General features: G+C 50.2%; 15 protein-coding genes. 11 read left to right on the top strand and 4 right to left on the bottom strand.

What is annotated here, in order from left to right:
* Window positions 1-933 carry a carbamate kinase gene (gene arcC, locus FEM44_RS04235; protein ID WP_135521147.1) on the top strand — a complete coding sequence of 311 codons (933 nt, stop codon included), beginning with the start codon at window positions 1-3 and terminating at the stop codon, window positions 931-933.
* A gap of 219 nt (window positions 934-1,152) precedes the next feature.
* Here the strand turns inward: arcC and yqeB are convergent, their stop codons facing one another.
* Both yqeB and yqeC read right to left on the bottom strand, forming a co-directional pair.
* Window positions 1,153-2,778 carry a selenium-dependent molybdenum cofactor biosynthesis protein YqeB gene (gene yqeB, locus FEM44_RS04240; RefSeq protein ID WP_135521145.1) on the bottom strand — a complete coding sequence of 542 codons (1,626 nt, stop codon included), beginning with the start codon at window positions 2,776-2,778 and terminating at the stop codon, window positions 1,153-1,155.
* 47 nt (window positions 2,779-2,825) lie between these two features.
* On the bottom strand, window positions 2,826-3,596 hold the full coding sequence (gene yqeC / locus FEM44_RS04245) for a selenium cofactor biosynthesis protein YqeC (RefSeq protein ID WP_135521143.1): 771 nt from the start codon (window positions 3,594-3,596) through the stop codon (window positions 2,826-2,828).
* A 92-nt stretch (window positions 3,597-3,688) separates the two neighbouring features.
* Between yqeC and mocA the strand changes: the two genes are divergently transcribed.
* The 8 genes from mocA (at window position 3,689) to ghxQ (ending at window position 17,020) form a co-directional block, all read left to right on the top strand.
* On the top strand, window positions 3,689-4,267 hold the full coding sequence (mocA, locus tag FEM44_RS04250) for a molybdenum cofactor cytidylyltransferase (protein ID WP_135521141.1): 579 nt from the start codon (window positions 3,689-3,691) through the stop codon (window positions 4,265-4,267).
* A gap of 322 nt (window positions 4,268-4,589) precedes the next feature.
* On the top strand, window positions 4,590-7,688 hold the full coding sequence (ygfK, locus tag FEM44_RS04255) for a putative selenate reductase subunit YgfK (RefSeq protein ID WP_135521140.1): 3,099 nt from the start codon (window positions 4,590-4,592) through the stop codon (window positions 7,686-7,688).
* Between the two features lie 2 nt (window positions 7,689-7,690).
* Entirely contained in the window at window positions 7,691-9,019 is a 1,329-nt protein-coding gene (gene ssnA / locus FEM44_RS04260; protein ID WP_135521138.1) for a putative aminohydrolase SsnA, read from the top strand.
* Between the two features lie 50 nt (window positions 9,020-9,069).
* On the top strand, window positions 9,070-9,849 hold the full coding sequence (ygfM, locus tag FEM44_RS04265) for a molybdopterin-dependent oxidoreductase FAD-binding subunit (RefSeq protein ID WP_130259390.1): 780 nt from the start codon (window positions 9,070-9,072) through the stop codon (window positions 9,847-9,849).
* The gene (locus FEM44_RS04270; RefSeq protein WP_135521136.1) at window positions 9,846-12,716 is read left to right on the top strand and encodes a molybdopterin-dependent oxidoreductase Mo/Fe-S-binding subunit; all 2,871 of its coding nucleotides are present in this window, start codon (window positions 9,846-9,848) and stop codon (window positions 12,714-12,716) included. The genes ygfM and FEM44_RS04270 overlap by 4 nt, the downstream gene beginning before the upstream one ends.
* Window positions 12,717-12,882: 166 nt before the next feature.
* Entirely contained in the window at window positions 12,883-14,283 is a 1,401-nt protein-coding gene (gene xanQ, locus FEM44_RS04275; RefSeq protein WP_135521134.1) for a xanthine/proton symporter XanQ, read from the top strand.
* A 17-nt stretch (window positions 14,284-14,300) separates the two neighbouring features.
* Window positions 14,301-15,617: a guanine deaminase gene (gene guaD / locus FEM44_RS04280; RefSeq protein WP_135521242.1), complete on the top strand. Its 1,317-nt coding sequence runs from the start codon at window positions 14,301-14,303 to the stop codon at window positions 15,615-15,617.
* A 35-nt stretch (window positions 15,618-15,652) separates the two neighbouring features.
* Entirely contained in the window at window positions 15,653-17,020 is a 1,368-nt protein-coding gene (gene ghxQ / locus FEM44_RS04285) for a guanine/hypoxanthine transporter GhxQ (protein WP_138158870.1), read from the top strand.
* A 33-nt stretch (window positions 17,021-17,053) separates the two neighbouring features.
* Here ghxQ and FEM44_RS04290 read toward each other — a convergent pair whose 3' ends face one another.
* Complete coding sequence (locus FEM44_RS04290) at window positions 17,054-17,542, bottom strand: 4Fe-4S dicluster domain-containing protein (protein WP_130259394.1); 489 nt, start codon at window positions 17,540-17,542, stop codon at window positions 17,054-17,056.
* On the bottom strand, window positions 17,542-19,461 hold the full coding sequence (gene ygfT / locus FEM44_RS04295) for a formate-dependent uric acid utilization protein YgfT (protein WP_135521132.1): 1,920 nt from the start codon (window positions 19,459-19,461) through the stop codon (window positions 17,542-17,544). Before ygfT ends, FEM44_RS04290 begins: the two co-directional genes overlap by 1 nt.
* A gap of 436 nt (window positions 19,462-19,897) precedes the next feature.
* Here ygfT and uacT point away from each other — a divergent pair, with 436 nt between their 5' ends.
* Both uacT and FEM44_RS04305 read left to right on the top strand, forming a co-directional pair.
* Window positions 19,898-21,346, top strand: coding sequence for a urate/proton symporter UacT (uacT, locus tag FEM44_RS04300; RefSeq protein WP_135521130.1), 1,449 nt, complete (start codon window positions 19,898-19,900; stop codon window positions 21,344-21,346).
* Between the two features lies 1 nt (window position 21,347).
* On the top strand, window positions 21,348-21,473 hold the full coding sequence (locus FEM44_RS04305) for a hypothetical protein (protein WP_130217940.1): 126 nt from the start codon (window positions 21,348-21,350) through the stop codon (window positions 21,471-21,473).
* Window positions 21,474-21,576 lie beyond the last annotated feature (103 nt).

The raw sequence follows: 21,576 nt of genomic DNA on the forward strand, positions 1-21,576 counted from the left end.
ATGAGTAAGAAAATTGTTCTCGCCCTCGGCGGGAATGCGCTGGGCGACGATCTGGCCGGACAAATGAAAGCGGTAAAAATTACGTCTCAGGCAATTGTTGATTTAATTGCCCAGGGACATGAAGTTATCGTCACTCATGGTAATGGACCGCAGGTAGGCATGATTAACCAGGCATTCGAAGCCGCTGCAAAAACTGAAGCGAATTCACCGATGCTGCCAATGTCTGTCTGTGTTGCGTTGAGTCAGGGATATATTGGTTACGATCTGCAAAACGCCTTAAGAGAAGAACTGCTTTCTCGTGGCATTAATAAACCCGTTGCAACGCTGGTTACCCAGGTCGAAGTCGACGCTAACGATCCGGCCTTCCTCAACCCAACCAAACCGATCGGTTCGTTCTTTACCGAGCAGGAAGCAGAGCAACTGACAAAACAGGGCTATACCCTGAAAGAAGATGCGGGTCGCGGCTATCGTCGTGTCGTTGCTTCGCCTAAGCCGGTAGATATTGTTGAAAAAGAGACAGTTAAAGCGCTGGTAGATGCAGGACAGGTTGTGATCACCGTTGGCGGTGGCGGTATTCCTGTGATTCGAGAAGGTAACCATCTGCGCGGCGCCAGTGCGGTTATCGATAAAGACTGGGCCAGCGCCCGTTTAGCAGAAATGATCGATGCCGATATGCTGATCATTCTGACTGCTGTAGAAAAAGTGGCGATTAACTTCGGTAAAGAGAATGAGCAGTGGCTCGATCGCCTGTCATTGGCCGATGCAGAACGCTTTATCGAAGAAGGGCATTTTGCAAAAGGTTCTATGCTGCCGAAAGTGGAAGCCGCCGCATCATTTGCCCGCTCTCGCGCAGGTCGCGAAGCACTGATTACCGTGTTGAGCAAAGCGAAAGAAGGGATTGAAGGAAAAACCGGAACGGTGATTTCTCAGTAATTTATTGGCCGGGTGGCGATGCCATTCGGCCAAAGATTGTTAACAAAGTGCGCGTTATTGATACTGGATGCGGTGTGAACGCCTTACTCAGTCTACAAAACATCTAATATTCAATTGCTTGAAAAGCGCTTGTAGGCCTGATAAGCGCAGCGCATCAGGCAATTTGGCGTTTGTCATCAGTCTCAGGCCGGGTGGGTAATACCATCCGGCCATTTTCATTTAAGCCACTTCCAGTACTTCTTTCGTCGCTTTAACGCCCTGATGCATCAACATCATTAACGCCTCAAGTACGCCACCACCAATCGCTCGGGCTTTGTCAGAAACGCTGGTGAAATCAGCCGTTTCACCACGAGGATCGATATCACCGATTTTAAAGCCACCGACCACCGCCAGCCCGTCGTTAAGTAAACCACGTACCATTCCCGTCAGCGGCGCTTTTATTTCATGCTCGCCAATCCAGGCAATCACATCGCCCTCTTGTACCAGATCGCCTAACTTCACGTTGGAACGCATGATACCTGCCGCCGGAGCGCGAATAACTCGTCGGGTGGTATGCCCCATAATATTGCCGGGAACGCCAGTGTTCTCCTGTGCGCAACCGGAGTAAATAACCTGTCCCAACCAATGCCCACGATTTGTTTCAATCACCGCATGACAATCTTTACCTGCGGTAAAGCCCGGCCCAAGAGCGATCGTCACTGGAGCCATGTCAGCACGCGTACCCAAATTCTGTTTCGCCAGAATAGCGTCCACCACACAAAGTGGTTTCAGCTCATCAAGCAGTAAACAGTCGGGGTCTACCATCACGGGAATAAACCCACGCTCAGTCAGTTTCATCGCCTCTACAGCGCTGGTTGCCAGTCGGGCGGTGACGCCTTCAACCGTCATTTCGTCATCGAACACGGCCTGGGCAAACGCCACGGTACAACGAATCACCGTCGGTTTTTCCACTTCCAGCATGATCACTTTAAAACCAGCATGATACAGACGTAGCGCCACACCACTGGCGATATCCCCCGCACCGCGAATCACCACCAGCTGGTGTCCGGAAGGATGAGAAGGTTTCATCATCAGCCCACCCGGCGCGTTATTTTTCACCTGTAATATCTCTGCCAGAACGCTGATGGCTATCTCCTGCGGCGTTTCCGCACCTATGTTGTAACCAACGGGCGCATGTAAACGGGCAATATGTTCTTCAGCCACGCCTCTCTCACGCAATTGACGCAGGAAAAGCTGAACCTTGCGGCGACTGGCCAGTAAACCCAGCCATGCAATGGGCTGTTCAATGAGTTTATCGAGGGCTTCACGATCCTGATTATTCGTGGCAATCAGGACAAAATTATCAGAGCGAATATCCAGTGCTTCCACTGCCGCGCCAAACGACTCAGCATGAACAAGCGCAGTTGATGGCGGGAAAAGTTCAGGATTCAGGCTTTCGCGATAAATATCGGCAACAGCAATATCAAACCCCAGCAGTGCTGCGCTTTGGGCTATCGCCCGGTTAACATGCCCCGCGCCGATCAACACCAACCGGGGTCGCATACCATGTACGCTGATAAACACTGACATTGCGCCTCCGCAATCTGACCCGACGGCATCCGCACCGTTACGCGCCATGCGTCCATGGAATAATCGCGGCTTACGTTCCTGCAATGCCTGAAGCGACTCTTCAATTACCTTCCGCTCAACCATTCCGCCACCAATTGTGCCGACGATAGAACCATCGGCGCGCACTAACATTTGTGCGGAATGACGGGGGGTAGAACCTCGGCTATCTACAATTTGCGCCATCGCAAACGGACAATTTTGCTCTTCGAGTTTTGCAGCCTCTGTGAAAATATTCATACCAACCTCAATGGATATCCTTTCAGTAACCCGGAATATCCGGGCCGCTAATTCACAAATCTGCGCGCGATTGCAGGATGTTCTTGTATATCGCCCAGCCAGATTGCCTCTACGTCATGTTGTTGCAGCGGCTGAAGTAGCTCGCTTTGCGCAATCGCATTCTCACATTGAGAAAAACGGTTAATGAACCAGATTCGCCGACAGCCTTGTGGTACGTTTTTAAACGCGCCCTGAGGGTGACGAACCAACGTAACGAGATCGCTCAGTTGCAAGGTTGCATCAGGTGTTAACCCGGTAATATCAGCAAACTGCGACCAGCGATGGACATTTTCCGTGCCAACTTGCGCGCCCAAAATATGCCCTCCCATCACAGCAATCACACAGCAACTGCTTTTGGGTATGCAAGGTTCGTGCTCACCCGGCGCTTTTAATGGCATTCCACGTGAGCCATCTGCCTCAATGAGAATTACGTCACACTCTGGTCGTTGCGCCAGTGCATCAATCGCTTCTGGCGTAAATCCCTGCACTTTTCCCTGGTTCGCTTTCCAGCGGTGAAAACAAAATGAAATGGGGAATTTGAGAGACGAGCGAGGAAGCATGGCGGGATCACGACAGAAAACCACGGGCCAGTGTGAATCTGGCATAAACATATGTGTGGTCGTAGTGATTAACACGCGCCTACCGATGGACTGAAATAACTGCGCCAGCCAAAAAAGCAGACTGGTTTTCCCCCCGGCGCCAACAACAGAAATCACAGAGGGGTGTTTCTGCGCGCCTAAATCAATGAATAACGCCGATGGGTCAATTATACTTTTCACGAGTCTTCATGGACCTCTCTGGGGTAAGTACGCATTAATCAGGGAGTAACACATTTTCAGGCGTTATTAGCCCATATAATAATGGAACCACTATGTCAGCCATCGACTGTATAATTACCGCGGCCGGATTATCATCAAGAATGGGGCAATGGAAAATGATGTTACCCTGGCAACAGGGAACAATTCTTGACGCGAGTATCAAAAATGCGTTGCAGTTTTGTAGCCGAATTATTTTGGTCACTGGTTATCGTGGTAATGAACTGCATAATCGCTACGCAAACCATAGCAACATTACTATTATCTACAATCCAGATTATGCGCAGGGGTTACTCACTTCGGTAAAGGCCGCAGCACCAGCGGTACAAACAGAACATTGTTTTCTCACTCATGGTGATATGCCAACCATCAACAGAGATATTTTCCTAAAAATCTGGAAGTTACGAAACAACGGAGCCATACTCCCGCTCCATAATGGTACGCCTGGCCATCCGATTTTAGTGTCAAAATCCTGCCTGATGCAGGCGGTCAAACAACCTAATGTTACCCATATGCGCCAGGCATTACTCATGGGCGAACATTATTTCGTCGAATTGGATAATGAAGAAATAATTTTAGATATTGATACCCCAAATGACTTTATTAATGCACAAAAAAAGCATACTAAAATTTAGAAAAGCCAGTTAAACGTTTGCGTTCAAATATTAAATCCACTCAGTACGTCTTTATCATAATGATACAGAATCACTGATTTTGAGAAATGAGAAAAAGTGATAAAACTCCTGACAACAATAATACCCAGGAGTGATTTTAATTCTCATTTGACACCTGTGAGATCATTCACAAAAAGACATTAAGTTTCGAGGCGCTTCACATTTTTTTATATTTCCTGGCGAACATGGCAAGAGTGGTGTGATTGTTGCTCTATCCCCCTAAACCACCGGATTTCTCAATACCGGTCACTCAATGATATCTGTGTAAGCTAAGGAGAGGGTTATGGGGGATATTATGCGTCCCATTCCGTTTGAGGAACTTTTGACGCGCATATTTGATGAATACCAACAACAACGCTCAATCTTTGGTATTCCCGAGCAACAGTTTTACTCACCCGCAAAAGGTAAATCTGTCGGTGTTTTCGGTGAAACCTGTGCGACACCAGTCGGCCCCGCCGCAGGTCCGCACACGCAACTCGCACAAAACATCGTCACTTCCTGGCTGACTGGCGGACGCTTCATCGAACTTAAAACAGTACAAATCCTCGATCGTCTGGAGCTGGAAAAGCCCTGTATCGACGCCGAAGACGAGTGTTTTAACACCGAATGGTCTACCGAATTTACCCTGCTTAAAGCGTGGGATGAATACCTCAAAGCCTGGTTCGCCCTGCATCTTCTCGAAGCTATGTTCCAGCCGTCCGAGTCCGGTAAATCATTCATCTTTAATATGAGCGTCGGTTACAACCTCGAAGGCATTAAACAACCACCCATGCAGCAGTTCATCGATAATATGATGGACGCGTCTGCACATCCGAAGTTTGCACAATACCGCGATACGCTTCATAAACTACTCCAGGATGACGCATTTTTAGCCCGCCACGGTTTGCAGGAAAAACGTGAAAGTTTGCAGGCCTTGTCGGCACGTATCCCCACCAGCATGGTACAAGGCGTTACCCTCTCCACGATGCACGGCTGCCCTCCACATGAAATCGAAGCCATTTGCCGTTACATGCTGGAAGAAAAAGAGCTCAATACCTTCGTGAAACTCAACCCGACTTTATTGGGTTACGCGCGAGTGCGCGAGATTCTCGATAGCTGTGGTTTCGATTACATTGGCTTAAAAGAAGAGTCATTTGATCACGATCTCAAGCTAACCCAGGCGCTGGAAATGCTGGAACGCCTGATGGCGCTGGCGAAAGAAAAATCGCTCGGCTTTGGCGTCAAACTGACTAACACCCTCGGCACCATCAACAATAAAGGTGCACTGCCTGGCGAAGAGATGTATATGTCCGGGCGTGCGCTGTTCCCGCTCTCCATCAATGTCGCAGCAGTTCTTTCCCGCGCCTTTGACGGCAAACTGCCTATCTCTTATTCCGGTGGTGCCAGCCAGTTAACTATCCGCGATATTTTCGATACGGGTATTCGCCCGATAACCATGGCAACTGACCTGCTGAAACCTGGTGGCTATCTGCGCTTAAGCGCTTGCATGCGCGAACTGGAAGGGTCAGACGCCTGGGGGCTTAACTGTGTTGACGTCGAACGGCTGAACAGGCTGGCAGCAGATGCGCTAACTATGGAATACACCCAGAAACACTGGAAGCCAGAAGAGCGTATTGAAGTGGCAGAAGACCTGCCACTGACCGACTGCTACGTTGCACCCTGTGTTACTGCTTGTGCCATCAAACAGGATATTCCGGAATATATTCGCCTGCTGGGCGAACATCGCTATGCCGACGCGCTGGAACTTATCTACCAACGCAACGCGCTGCCCGCGATTACCGGCCATATTTGCGATCACCAGTGCCAGTACAACTGTACTCGTCTGGATTACGACAGTGCGTTGAATATCCGCGAAATGAAAAAAGTCGCCCTGGAAAAAGGCTGGGATGAATATAAGCAACGCTGGCACAAACCAGCCGGTTCCGGTTCTCGTCATCCGGTTGCTGTAATTGGCGCCGGTCCGGCGGGTCTGGCTGCAGGTTACTTCCTTGCCAGAGCAGGCCATCCTGTCACGCTGTTTGAACGCGAAGCTAACGCGGGCGGCGTGGTGAAAAATATCATTCCGCAGTTCCGTATTCCGGCTGAGTTAATTCAGCACGATATCGATTTTGTTGCCGATCACGGCGTGAAATTTGAGTACGGTTGCTCGCCGGACCTGACCGTCGAACAGTTAAAAAATCAGGGCTTCCACTACATTCTGATTGCCACAGGTACTGATAAAAATAGCGGTGTGAAACTGGCGGGCGACAACCAGAATGTCTGGAAATCTCTCCCCTTCCTGCGCGAGTACAACAAGGGTACTGCGCTCAAGCTGGGTAAACATGTGGTGGTTGTCGGGGCGGGTAACACCGCAATGGACTGCGCCCGTGCGGCATTACGCGTGCCAGGCGTTGAAAAAGCGACTGTGGTTTACCGTCGTTCATTACAAGAGATGCCTGCGTGGCGCGAAGAGTATGAAGAAGCACTGCACGATGGCGTGGAGTTCCGTTTCCTGAACAATCCTGAACGTTTCGATGCTGATGGCACCTTAACGTTGCGCGTCATGTCACTTGGCGAACCTGATGAGAAAGGTCGTCGCCGCCCGGTAGAAACCAACGAAACGGTAACACTGCACGTAGACAGTTTGATTACCGCCATTGGTGAACAACAGGATACTGAAGCCCTGAATACGATGGGCGTGCCGCTGGACAACAACGGCTGGCCAGACGTCGACCATAACGGTGAAACCCGCCTGACTAATGTCTTTATGATCGGTGACGTACAGCGCGGACCTTCCTCCATTGTCGCGGCTGTCGGCACAGCTCGTCGGGCATCGGATGCCATTCTTAGCCGGGAAAATATCCGTTCACACCAAAGCGATAAATACTGGAACAACGTCAACCCGACGGAAATCTACCAACGCAAAGGCGATATCTCTGTCACCCTGGTGAACAGCGATGATCGTGACGCGTTTGTCGCTCAGGAAGCCGCACGTTGTCTTGAATGTAACTACGTTTGCAGCAAGTGTGTGGATGTCTGCCCGAACCGCGCCAACGTGTCAATTGCGGTCCCTGGATTCCAGAACCGTTTCCAGACACTGCACCTGGACGCCTACTGCAACGAATGCGGCAACTGCGCCCAGTTCTGTCCGTGGAACGGTAAACCGTACAAAGACAAAATCACCGTCTTTAGCCTGTCGCAAGACTTTGATAACAGCAGCAACCCAGGCTTCCTGGTGGAAGATTGCCGAGTACGCGTGCGTCTGAATAACCAAAGCTGGGTGTTAAACATCGACAGCGAAGGTCAGTTCAACAACGTACCGCCAGAGCTGAACGATATGTGCCGCATCATTAGCCATGTCCACCAGCATCATCATTATCTGCTGGGCCGCGTGGAGGTGTAATCATGTTGATTCTGAAGAATGTCACCGCAGTACAGCTACACCCGGCGAAAGTGCAGGAAGGCGTCGATATCGCTATCGAAAATGATGTGATTATCGCTATCGGCAACGCCCTGACACACCGCTACCCTGAAGCCAACTACAAAGAGATGCATGGTCGGATTGTAATGCCGGGGATTGTCTGCTCGCACAACCATTTTTACTCGGGGCTTTCCCGCGGGATTATGGCGAACATCGCCCCCTGCCCGGACTTCATCTCGACGCTGAAAAACCTGTGGTGGCGGCTCGATCGCGCCCTTGATGAAGAATCTCTCTACTACAGCGGACTGATTTGTTCACTGGAAGCAATCAAGAGTGGATGTACATCGGTTATCGATCACCATGCTTCTCCGGCGTATATCGGCGGGTCGCTCTCAACGCTGCGCAACGCATTTTTAAAAGTTGGCCTGCGCGCGATGACCTGTTTTGAAACCACTGACCGTAACAACGGCATTAAGGAGTTACAGGAAGGGGTAGAAGAAAATATTCGCTTCGCCCGTCAGATTGATGATGCGAAGAAAGCGGCAACCGAGCCGTATCTGGTAGAAGCGCATATCGGCGCTCACGCCCCGTTTACCGTGCCGGATGCCGGTCTGGGAATGCTGCGCGAAGCCGTAAAAGCCACCGGGCGTGGTTTACACATTCACGCCGCTGAAGACCTTTACGACGTTTCTCACAGTCACCACTGGTACGGCAAAGACCTGCTGGCACGGCTGGCAGAATACGATCTCATCGACAACAAAACGCTGGTTGCTCACGGACTTTATTTGTCGAAAGAAGATATTGCTCTGCTCAATCAGCGCGATGCGTTCCTGGTGCATAACGCCCGTTCCAACATGAACAACCACGTCGGCTACAACCATCACCTTAGCGATATTCGCAATCTGGCGTTGGGAACCGACGGCATTGGTTCAGACATGTTTGAAGAGATGAAATTTGCCTTCTTTAAACATCGCGATGCGGGTGGTCCGCTATGGCCTGACAGTTTTGCCAAAGCCCTGACTAACGGCAACGAACTGATAAGCCGCAACTTTGGCGCGAAATTTGGCCTCCTGGAAGCCGGTTATAAAGCAGATTTAACCATTTGCGATTACAACTCGCCGACGCCGCTGCTGGCAGAAAATATCGCCGGACATATCGCTTTTGGTATGGGGTCAGGCAGCGTTCACAGCGTGATGGTCAACGGCGTGATGGTCTATGAAGATCGTCAGTTTAACTTCGATTGCGATTCCATTTATGCGCAAGCCAGAAAAGCCGCTGCCAGTATGTGGCGTCGTATGGATGCATTGGCATAAATGACAAAAACCCTCTTCCTTCCGGGAAGAGGGTTAAATAAGGAAAGAAGATGATTGAACAATTTTTCAGGCCCGACTCTGTCGAACAGGCGCTGGAACTGAAGCGCCGCTACCAGGATGAAGCCGTCTGGTTTGCCGGCGGCAGCAAACTCAACGCCACGCCAACCCGCACCGATAAAAAGATTGCCATTTCCTTACAGGATCTGGAGCTGGACTGGGTTGACTGGGATAACGGCGCACTGCGTATTGGTGCAATGTCTCGCTTACAGCCACTGCGTGATGCGCGCTTTATTCCTGCGGCACTGCGCGAAGCACTCGGTTTTGTTTACTCTCGCCATGTTCGTAATCAGTCGACTATTGGTGGTGAAATCGCCGCCCAGCAGGAAGAATCGGTGTTGCTTCCCGTTCTGCTGGCTCTGGATGCTGAACTGGTTTTTGGCAATGGTGAAACACTGTCAATCGAAGAGTACCTGGCCTGCCCATGCGATCGCCTGCTAACCGAAATCATCATTAAAGATCCGTACCGCACCTGTGCGACTCGCAAAATTAGCCGTTCCCAGGCTGGATTAACGGTAGTGACAGCAGCCGTAGCGTTAACCGACCACGACGGTATGCGAATTGCGCTGGATGGCGTCACCAGTAAAGCACTGCGTCTGCACGATGTCGAAAAACAAAATTTGGAAGGCTATGCACTTGAACAGGCTGTCGCCAACGCCATTTTCCCGCAGGAAGATTTGCGGGGCAGCGTGGCCTATAAACGCTATATCACGGGAGTTCTGGTAGCCGACCTGTATGCCGACTGCCAACAGGCTGGGGAGGAAGCCGTATGAATATCCACTTTACTTTAAATGGTGCGCCCCAGGAGCTAAAGGCCAATCCTGGTGAGAACGTGCAAAAGCTGTTGTTTGGCATGGGTATGCACTCTGTGCGCAACAGTGATGATGGCTTCGGTTTTGCCGGTTCTGACGCGATTCTTTTTAACGGTAATATCCTTAACGCCTCCCTGTTGATAGCAGCACAGTTAGAAAACGCAGACATTCTCACCACTGAATCCTTAGGCAAATGGAATGAATTAAGTCTGGTTCAACAGGCAATGGTTGATGTCGGCGTGGTGCAGTCCGGTTATAACGATCCGGCTGCGGCTCTGATTATCACCGATCTTCTCGATCGCATCGCCACACCAACCCGTGAAGAGATCGACGACGCGCTTTCTGGTCTGTTCAGCCGCGATGCTGGCTGGCAGCAATACTACCAGGTCATTGAACTGGCGGTTGCACGTAAAAATAACCCACAGGCTACGATTGATATCGCCCCAACTTTCCGCGATGACCTTGAGGTTATTGGTAAACATTACCCAAAAACCGACGCTGCCAAAATGGTGCAGGCGAAACCCTGCTATGTTGAAGACCGCGTAACCGCTGACGCCTGCGTCATTAAAATGTTACGTAGCCCACACGCTCACGCACTGATTACCCATCTGGATGTCAGTAAAGCCGAGGCTTTACCGGGCGTTGTTCACGTTATTACTCACCTGAATTGCCCAGATATCTACTACACACCTGGTGGTCAGAGCGCACCGGAACCGTCACCGCTTGACCGCCGTATGTTCGGCAAGAAAATGCGTCACGTCGGCGATCGCGTGGCTGCGGTAGTAGCTGAAAGTGAAGAAATTGCGCTCGAAGCACTGAAGCTCATCGACGTTGAATATGAGGTGCTTAAGCCAGTAATGTCGATTGACGAGGCAATGGCGGAAGATGCGCCTGTCGTACACGATGAACCGGTGGTGTATGTTGCTGGTGCGCCAGATACTCTGGAAGACGATAACAGCCATGCAGCCCAGCGCGGCGAGCATATGATCATCAACTTCCCTATCGGTTCTCGCCCTCGCAAAAATATCGCCGCCAGTATTCATGGTCATATTGGTGATATGGATAAAGGCTTTGCCGACGCCGATGTGATCATTGAACGAACCTATAATTCAACTCAGGCACAACAGTGCCCGACTGAAACACACATCTGCTTTACCCGCATGGACGGCGATCGTCTGGTTATCCACGCGTCCACTCAAGTACCGTGGCACCTGCGTCGCCAGGTTGCGCGTCTCGTGGGCATGAAACAGCATAAAGTTCATGTCATTAAAGAACGCGTAGGCGGCGGTTTTGGGTCTAAACAGGATATCCTGCAGGAAGAAGTGTGCGCCTGGGCAACCTGCGTGACCGGGCGTCCGGTACTGTTCCGCTACACCCGTGAAGAAGAGTTTATTGCTAACACCTCTCGTCACGTCGCGAAAGTCACCGTCAAACTGGGGGCCAAAAAAGATGGTCGCCTGACGGCAGTGAAGATGGATTTCCGCGCCAACACAGGCCCTTACGGCAACCACTCACTCACCGTACCGTGTAACGGACCGGCGCTGTCGCTGCCGTTATATCCGTGCGATAACGTCGATTTCCAGGTCACCACCTACTACAGCAACATCTGCCCAAATGGTGCTTATCAGGGTTATGGCGCACCGAAAGGTAACTTCGCTATCACTATGGCATTAGCAGAACTGGCTGAACAGTTGCAGATCGACCAGCTGGAAATTATCGAACGTAACCGGGTACACGAAGGGCAAGAGCTGAAGATTCTCGGCGCAATTGGCGAAGGTAAAGCGCCGACCTCCGTTCCTTCTGCTGCCAGCTGCGCACTGGAAGAGATCCTGCGTCAGGGGCGTGAGATGATCCAATGGTCTTCACCTAAAGCGCAGGAAGGTGACTGGTGCGTGGGTCGTGGCGTCGCCATTATTATGCAGAAATCAGGTATCCCTGATATCGATCAGGCTAACTGCATGATCAAACTGGAATCAGACGGTACATTTATCGTCCATTCTGGTGGTGCTGACATCGGTACGGGTCTGGATACTGTAGTCACTAAACTGGCGGCCGAAGTGCTGCATTGTCCACCGCAGGACGTGCATGTTATCTCCGGTGATACCGATCATGCGTTGTTTGATAAAGGCGCGTATGCCTCGTCCGGCACTTGCTTCTCAGGCAACGCCGCACGTATGGCAGCGGAAAATTTACGCGAGAAAATCCTTTTCCACGGCGCGCAAATGTTGGGTGAGCCACTGGAAGATGTTCAACTGGCAACGCCGGGTGTCGTTCGCGGCAAGAAAGGCGAAGTCAGTTTCGGGGATATTGCCCATAAAGGCGAAACTGGTACTGGCTTTGGTTCACTGGTGGGAACAGCCAGTTACATCACACCTGATTTCGCCTTCCCGTATGGGGCAAACTTCGCTGAAGTGGCCGTCAATACTCGTACCGGTGAAATCCGCCTGGATAAATTCTACGCCTTGCTGGATTGCGGTACTCCGGTCAACCCGGAGTTAGCGTTGGGGCAGATCTACGGCGCTACCCTCCGAGCTATCGGCCACAGCATGAGCGAAGAGATCATTTATGACGCCAAAGGACACCCATTAACGCGTGATTTACGCAGCTATGGCGCGCCGAAAATTGGCGACATTCCGCGTGATTTCCGCGCTGTGCTGGTGCCGAGTGACGATAAAGTCGGCCCATTCGGGGCGAAATCAATCTCGGAGATCGGCGTGAACGGTGCAGCACCGGCAATTGCTACCGCAATTCACGATGCTTGCGGCATCTGGTTACGCGAATGGCATTTCACACCGGAGAAAATACTCACCGCGCTGAAAAAAATATAAATAATAAATGGCCGCTTCGGCGGCCAGTTTCCCTTGTATTAAAGATAACTAATTAGTAACTGCGAAAATGAGATAAGCCGTTCTCAAGGCGTCCTGCGCCCCAAATTCGTGGGAATTTATTTTACTGATTCAGATGATCAAATTTACTTTATAAAGGAGTGAAGGGATGTCTGATATAAACCATGCAGGTTCTGACCTTATATTTGAACTGGAGGATCGCCCTCCTTTTCATCAGGCTATCGTTGGTGCCATTACCCATCTATTGGCAATTTTCGTCCCAATGGTAACACCCGCGCTAATTGTGGGGGCGGCCTTACAACTTTCCGCAGAAACCACTGCCTACCTGGTTTCTATGGCGATGATCGCTTCTGGTATTGGTACCTGGTTGCAGGTAAATCGCTATGGAATTATAGGTTCAGGTTTACTCTCTATTCAGTCAGTCAATTTTTCATTTGTGACAGTTATGATTGCGCTGGGTAGCAGCATGAAAAACGACGGTTTTCATGAAGAGTTAATCATGTCGTCACTCCTCGGCGTCTCCTTCGTTGGTGCCTTTCTGGTGGTCGGAGCCTCTTTTATTCTTCCTTATTTACGCAGAGTAATTACTCCCACTGTCAGTGGTATTGTTGTACTGATGATCGGCTTAAGCCTGATTAAAGTTGGCATTATTGATTTTGGCGGTGGTTTTGCCGCCAAGAGCAGTGGCACGTTCGGCAACTACGAGCATCTTGGTGTTGGTTTACTGGTGCTGATTGTGGTTATTGGCTTTAACTGTTGTCGCAGTCCGCTACTACGTATGGGCGGAATCGCCATTGGTTTGTGCGTGGGTTATGCGGTTTCATTATGCCTTGGCATGGTGGACTTCAGCAGTTTACGCAATCTCCCCCTCATTACTATTCCCCATCCTTTCAAATACGGATTTAATTTCAACCTCCATCAGTTCCTGGTGGTCGGCACCATTTATCTGCTTAGTGTACTGGAAGCGGTAGGGGATATCACCGCCACAGCAATGGTTTCCCGCCGCCCTATCCAGGGAGAAGAATATCAGTCACGCCTGAAAGGCGGCGTGCTGGCAGATGGTCTGGTTTCGGTTATCGCCTCCGCCGTCGGTTCACTACCATTAACCACGTTTGCACAAAATAACGGTGTTATTCAGATGACCGGTGTCGCCTCACGTTATGTCGGGCGAACCATCGCGGTAATGCTGGTTATCCTCGGATTATTTCCGGTGATCGGTGGCTTCTTCACCACTATTCCCTCGGCAGTTCTGGGTGGTGCAATGACGTTGATGTTTTCCATGATTGCCATTGCGGGTATCCGCATCATTATTACCAACGGATTAAAGCGCCGTGAAACACTTATTGTCGCCACTTCTTTAGGTTTAGGACTTGGTGTTTCTTATGACCCCGAAATTTTTAAAATATTACCCGCCTCAATATATGTATTAGTTGAAAATCCTATTTGTGCCGGAGGCCTAACTGCGATTTTATTAAATATTATCCTCCCTGGAGGCTACCGACAGGAAAAGGTTCTGCCAGGTATTACCTCAGTGGAAGAAATGGATTAACAGTAAAGGAGTCAATGATGTCAGGGGAACACACGTTAAAAGCAGTACGAGGCAGTTTTATTGATGTCATCCGTACGGTCGATAATCCAGAAGAGATCGCTTCTGCGCTGCGATTTATTGAGGATGGTTTATTACTCATTAAACAGGGGAAAGTGGAATGGTTTGGTGAATGGGAACAGGGCAAGCATCAAATCCCGGACACCATTCGCGTCCGTGATTATCGTGGCAAATTGATTGTACCGGGCTTTGTCGATACGCATATCCATTATCCGCAGAGTGAAATGGTCGGTGCCTATGGCGAGCAGTTACTGGAATGGCTGAATAAACACACCTTCCCTACTGAGCGCCGTTATGAGGATTTAGAGTACGCCCGCGAAATGTCGGCGTTCTTCATCAAGCAGCTTTTACGTAACGGAACCACCACGGCGCTGGTGTTTGGTACCGTCCATCCGCAATCCGTTGATGCGCTGTTTGAAGCCGCCAGTCATATCAATATGCGCATGATTGCCGGTAAGGTGATGATGGACCGCAACGCACCGGATTATCTGCTCGATACTGCCGAAAGCAGCTATCACCAAAGCAAAGAACTGATCGAACGCTGGCACAAAAATGGTCGTCTGTTATATGCCATTACGCCACGCTTCGCCCCAACATCGTCACCTGAACAGATGGCGATGGCGCAACGCCTGAAAGAAGAGTTTCCCGATACGTGGATACATACCCATCTGTGTGAAAACAAAGATGAAATTGCCTGGGTGAAAGAACTTTATCCTGAACATGATGGTTATCTGGATGTTTACCACCAGTACGGCCTGACAGGGAAAAACTGCGTCTTTGCTCACTGCGTCCATCTGGAAGAAAAAGAGTGGGATCGTCTTAGCGAAACTAAATCCAGCATTGCGTTTTGTCCAACCTCCAACCTTTATCTCGGCAGCGGCTTATTCAACCTGAAAAAAGCATGGAATAAGAAAGTCAAAGTCGGCATGGGGACTGATATTGGCGCTGGAACCACCTTCAACATGCTGCAAACACTGAACGAAGCCTACAAAGTATTGCAGCTACAGGGCTATCGTCTCTCAGCATATGAAGCATTTTATCTTGCCACGCTCGGTGGCGCGAAATCTCTGGGGCTTGACGATCTGATCGGCAACTTTATACCCGGCAAAGAGGCTGATTTTGTGGTGATGGAACCCACGGCCACACCACTACAGCAGCTGCGCTATGACAACTCTGTTTCCTTAGTCGACAAATTGTTCGTGATGATGACGTTGGGCGATGACCGTTCGATCTACCGCACCTACGTTGATGGTCGTCTGGTGTACGAACGCAACTAATAATAAAACCTTAACATCCTCGTGAGGACATCATTATGTCTGGAGACATCCTACAAACACCGGTCGCACCAAAGCCACAGGGCGCGCTGGATAGTTATTTTAAAATAACCGCTCGTGGCAGTACCGTTCGCCAGGAAGTACTGGCAGGCTTAACCACCTTTCTGGCCATGGTTTATTCTGTAATCGTGGTTCCCGGTATGTTGGGCAAAGCTGGTTTTCCCCCTGCTGCAGTCTTTGTTGCTACTTGTCTGGTCGCGGGCTTCGGTTCGCTGCTAATGGGGCTGTGGGCCAATTTGCCAATGGCGATCGGCTGCGCCATCTCCTTGACGGCATTTACCGCATTCAGTCTGGTTCTCGGACAACAAATTAGCGTTCCTGTCGCACTAGGCGCGGTCTTCTTGATGGGCCTCATCTTCACCGCCATCTCCGTAACCGGTATTCGAACCTGGATCTTACGCAATTTACCGATGGGTATTGCCCACGGAACAGGCATTGGTATCGGCCTGTTCCTGCTGCTGATTGCAGCTAACGGCGTTGGTATGGTTATCAAAAACCCGATTGAAGGTTTACCGGTAGCGCTCGGGGCATTTACCTCTTTCCCTGTGATGATGAGCTTGCTGGGATTAGCGGTAATTTTTGGTCTGGAGAAGTGCCGCGTACCAGGAGGGATCTTACTGGTAATTATCGCCATCTCGATAATCGGCTTAATCTTTGATCCCGCGGTGAAATACCACGGTCTGGTGGCGATGCCGAGCCTGACTGGAGAAGATGGTAAGTCGCTAATTTTCAGCCTCGACATTATGGGTGCACTCCAGCCAACAGTTCTCCCAAGTGTACTGGCACTGGTGATGACCGCCGTATTTGATGCCACCGGCACCATCCGCGCAGTAGCCGGTCAGGCGAATCTCCTGGATAAAGACAACCAGATAATCAACGGTGGCAAAGCCCTGACCAGCGATTCCGTCAGCTCGATATTTTCTGGGCTGGTGGGTGCTGCGCCTGCGGCGGTCTATATCGAATCTGCTGCAGGAACCGCAGCAGGTGGCAAAACAGGTCTGACAGCGACTATTGTTGGCTTACTGTTCCTGTTGATTCTGTTTTTATCACCGTTATCGTTTCTGATCCCCGGTTATGCCACAGCTCCCGCACTGATGTACGTGGGTCTGCTGATGCTAAGTAACGTCTCAAAACTGGACTTCAATGACTTTATTGATGCGATGGCGGGCCTGGTTTGTGCTGTCTTTATCGTCCTGACCTGTAATATCGTCACCGGCATTATGCTGGGCTTTGTAACTCTCGTAGTGGGTCGTGTTTTTGCTCGTGAATGGAACAAACTCAATATTGGTACTGTCATCATAACTGTCGCCCTGGTCGCGTTTTACGCGGGTGGTTGGGCTATCTAGAAGAACCTCCGCGCCATACAGCGCGGAGTTTTGTCAGAGTGGATTCTTGCCGCTGGCAGCAATACGCTGCTGGCGGACTCGCCTGAGTTCTCCTTCGGTTAACAACTGCAACGCCTGCGTCGGGCAAGATGCAACGCAAGCCGGTCCCTCTTCCCGCTGTTCGCAAAGGTCACATTTCACGATTTCTGGCCGAACATTTCCCGGCAACATTTGAATTGTGATCATCCCAAACGGACACGCGCTGACGCAACTCTGGCAGCCGATACAACGGGCAGAATTTGCCTGCACCACCTGCTCACCCATCGTCAGCGCCTGCACGGGGCAGGCCCCAACGCAAGGCGCATTTTCGCACTGGTGACACATCACCGGAGCGCTAATTCGATCCAAACGCTGCACCTTTAAGCGAGGCAAAAAGAAGCTGGCATTTAAAGTCTGCTCTGACGGATGGGCGACAACACAGGCTACTTCACAAGTGCGGCAGCCAATACAGTCAGCCGGATTAACGATAATTAACGATTTCATCACGATGCCTTCGTATCAAACATAGTTAACATATCGCGTGCCGCCTGCCGTCCTGCCGCCATTGCAGTGACAACCAGATCCGCTCCATGAACCGCATCTCCCCCGGCAAAGACCTTTTTCAGATGCGTCTGAGTAGCGAAATATCCCGCGTCACCGGTTTTAATCAGTCCCCATTTATCGAGTTTTATTCCACTCCCCTGTAACCACGGCATTGCATGTGCCTGAAAACCAAACGCCATAATCAGAACATCGGCGGGCAGTTCAAACTCAGAGCCCGCCACCGGACGTGGACGACGGCGCCCATCTGGTCCCGGCTCGCCCATTGCGGTACGAATCAGACCCACCGCAGTTAAACGCCCATCATCGTCACAAGCAATATATTGCGGCTGAACATTGAACTGAAACTCAACGCCTTCCTCGCGCGCGTTGACTACCTCTTTACGCGAACCGGGCATACTGACTTCATCACGGCGATACGCGCAGGTCACGCTGGCAGCATTGAGGCGGATGGAAGTGCGCAAACAATCCATTGTCGTATCGCCGCCACCCAAAACCACGACGCGTTTACCTTCAACATCCGTCAGCGGATACTCTTCAGACTCCGGCAGTCCCATAAGCTGGCGGGTATGGGCAGTCAGGAACGGTAGCGCCTGAATGACGCCTGGCGCATCCTCATGCGGCAGATCTGCACGCATCATGCCGTAAGTCCCCACGCCGAGGAAAACAGCATCATATTCCGCCGTTAATTCGTTGAAAGAGATATCGCGGCCAATTTCAGAGTTAAGATGAAAGTCGATTCCCATTGCGGTGAATATCTCTCGCCGCTGGCTTAATACCGTTTTATCGAGTTTGAAAGGAGGAATGCCAAAGGTGAGCATACCGCCAATTTCTGGATGGCGATCAAAGACATCAACATGAACACCCGCCCTCGCCAGAATGTCGGCACATCCCAGTCCCGCGGGTCCTGCGCCAATCACCGCCACTTTTTCTATGCGGGGAACAACCTGGCTGACATCAGGACGCCAGCCCATCGCCAGCGCAGTATCAGTAATATAGCGTTCCAGATTACCGATAGAGACTGCGCCAGAGTGATCTTTTAAAGTACATGCGCCTTCACAAAGCCGGTCCTGCGGACATACCCTACCGCAAATTTCCGGTAATGAACTGGTTTGGTGGCAGAGTTCTGCCGCTTCAATAATCTTCCCTTCCTGCACCAGGCGGACGTAATCAGGGATAGCGTTATGCAGCGGGCAATGCCAGTTACAGTTGGCTTTTTCGGCGCAATAGACACAACGGTCGCTTTCATACGCCGCTTGTTTTTGATCAAGGCCGCAATAAATTTCGCCAAAGTGGATCTTCCGCTCGCTTGCTGTAACTTTATCCGCCCCTTTGCGTGGAGTGACAGGGAGCAATGCCTCGCGACGCGATAATTGTGGTTTTTCCGATGCTTTTCCCTCCGCCGTTCTGCGCTGTCGCAGCGTTTTCATCTGCTGCAAGCCGCTCTCATCCATCAGCCGCAACGCCTGGGTTGGGCAGACTTCAATACAGGCTTGCGCGCCGGAATTGCGCTGGTTACAAAGGTCACATTTCTGCGCAATAGCATCGACCATCTCAATTACCCCAAAGGGGCAAGCGATTGCGCATCTTTTACAACCAATGCATTTTTGTTCATCCAGTTGTACGCTATCGGGCTGGAAAGTCAGAGCATTTACAGGGCAAGCCGTAACGCAGGGGGCATTGTTGCAATGATGGCAAGCCACTGGATTTGCAGCCAGACCTTTCCCAACAACGTGGATACGGGGTCGAAAATCACCATGACTCTGCGGCCAGTTTTCTTGATTATGAGCCACCGCACAGGCAATTTCACAGGCATGACAGCCTATACATTCCGCAGCATCAGCAGCGATAAACTTGTTCATTTGCATCCCTTTCATTTGATGAGTTATGTCTTCTCAAATGTCGCAATGCAATAAACGGGCATATATGAGGAAACGAGTCAGTTTTAATTATAATTTTGTGAGAGATATCAAATTATCGCCCCTCAATCTGTGCCGTTTTCAAGATTTAAACATCGCCGTTCAAAAAAATGCCATCCGGATAAAAAGTATTAAATACGAGAGTGCGACATGCCAGAATGATTAATGAAATATCAATATGAGAAAATTAAAGATAATTTCATTGTCTATTTTTATTCTCATTTTCTCGGTTTAATCCCGATTATGTGATTGCCCCCGCATTTCCATCTTGTAACGTCCCCTCCTTGTGAAAACTGGCATCCCTCGAGCATGTCATTAAAGAGTTTTAGTGAACGTAAACGGTTGCTTTTTACTCTGGCGAGCGAAAGGAGAAAGACTGATGAGCGCCATAGATTCTCAAATTCCCTCATCTTCGGGGCAAGACCGCCCAACGGATGAGGTGGACCGCATATTATCACCAGGAAAGCTGATCATACTCGGTCTGCAACACGTCCTTGTTATGTACGCAGGCGCAGTCGCCGTCCCACTGATGATTGGTGACAGACTCGGACTCTCGAAAGAAGCTATCGCAATGCTGATTAGCTCCGATCTCTTTTGCTGCGGTATCGTCACATTATTGCAATGTATCGGCATTGGTCGCTTTATGGGGATTCGCCTGCCGGTGATTATGTCGGTGACCTTTGCGGCTGTAACGCCAATGATTGCCATTGGGATGAATCCGGATATCGGTCTGCTGGGGATTTTTGGCGCGACCATTGCGGCCGGTTTTATCACCACGCTATTAGCACCACTTATTGGTCGCTTAATGCCTTTATTCCCACCGTTAGTTACCGGTGTGGTTATTACCTCTATCGGCCTGAGTATTATTCAGGTAGGCATTGACAGGGCTGCTGGCGGTAAAGGCAATCCACAATATGGCAATCCGGTTTATTTAACCATTTCCTTCGCCGTCTTAATTTTCATCTTGCTTATCACCCGTTACGCCAAAGGATTTATGTCCAATGTCGCCGTATTACTGGGGATTGTATTTGGCTTCTTGCTGTCGTGGATGATGAATGAAGTGAATCTGTCTGGGCTGAATGATGCTTCGTGGTTCGCCATTGTCACGCCAATGTCGTTTGGTACGCCAGTTTTCGATCCGGTTTCCATTCTGACCATGACCGCTGTGTTAATCATCGTATTTATTGAGTCGATGGGGATGTTCCTGGCATTGGGGGAAATTGTCGGCAGAAAACTTTCTTCACAAGACATTATTCGCGGGCTACGCGTAGATGGCATAGGGACAATGATCGGCGGCACGTTTAACAGCTTCCCGCATACTTCCTTTTCGCAAAACGTTGGCCTGGTCAGCGTGACGCGCGTTCACAGTCGCTGGGTGTGTATCTCTTCCGGGATTATATTAATCATGTTCGGGATGGTGCCCAAAATGGCGGTGCTGGTAGCTTCCATTCCGCAATTTGTACTAGGCGGTGCAGGATTAGTAATGTTCGGTATGGTGCTGGCGACGGGGATCCGCATTCTGTCGCGCTGTAACTACACCACCAACCGGTACAACCTGTATATCGTGGCTATTAGCCTTGGCGTGGGTATGACCCCGACGCTTTCTCATGATTTCTTTTCTAAGTTACCGGCTGTACTGCAACCGTTGTTACATAGCGGCATTATGTTGGCGACTATCAGTGCGGTGGTGCTGAACGTCTTTTTCAATGGTTATCAGCATCATGCCGATCTGGTGAAGGAATCTGTCTCTGATAAAGATTTAAAAGTCAGAACAGTGCGTATGTGGCTTTTGATGCGCAAGCTAAAGAAAAATGAGCATGGTGAATGATATGAACCTATTAATACGCACTATATTCAGTCTGTTATTACTCTTAATGATCTCCATACCTGTCATTTCTGACTGCGTGGCAATGGCTATTGAAAGTCGCTTCAAATATATGATGCTGCTTTTTTAAATGACCTTTCTCTGTCAGCATCCGCTCAAAACGGGCGGATGCCGATAAACACTCACTTAGTTAATCATTTGACTCTTCAGTTATCTATAATGACGAGTGATTA

Source organism: Escherichia sp. E4742 (assembly GCF_005843885.1).
Taxonomy (GTDB): domain Bacteria; phylum Pseudomonadota; class Gammaproteobacteria; order Enterobacterales; family Enterobacteriaceae; genus Escherichia.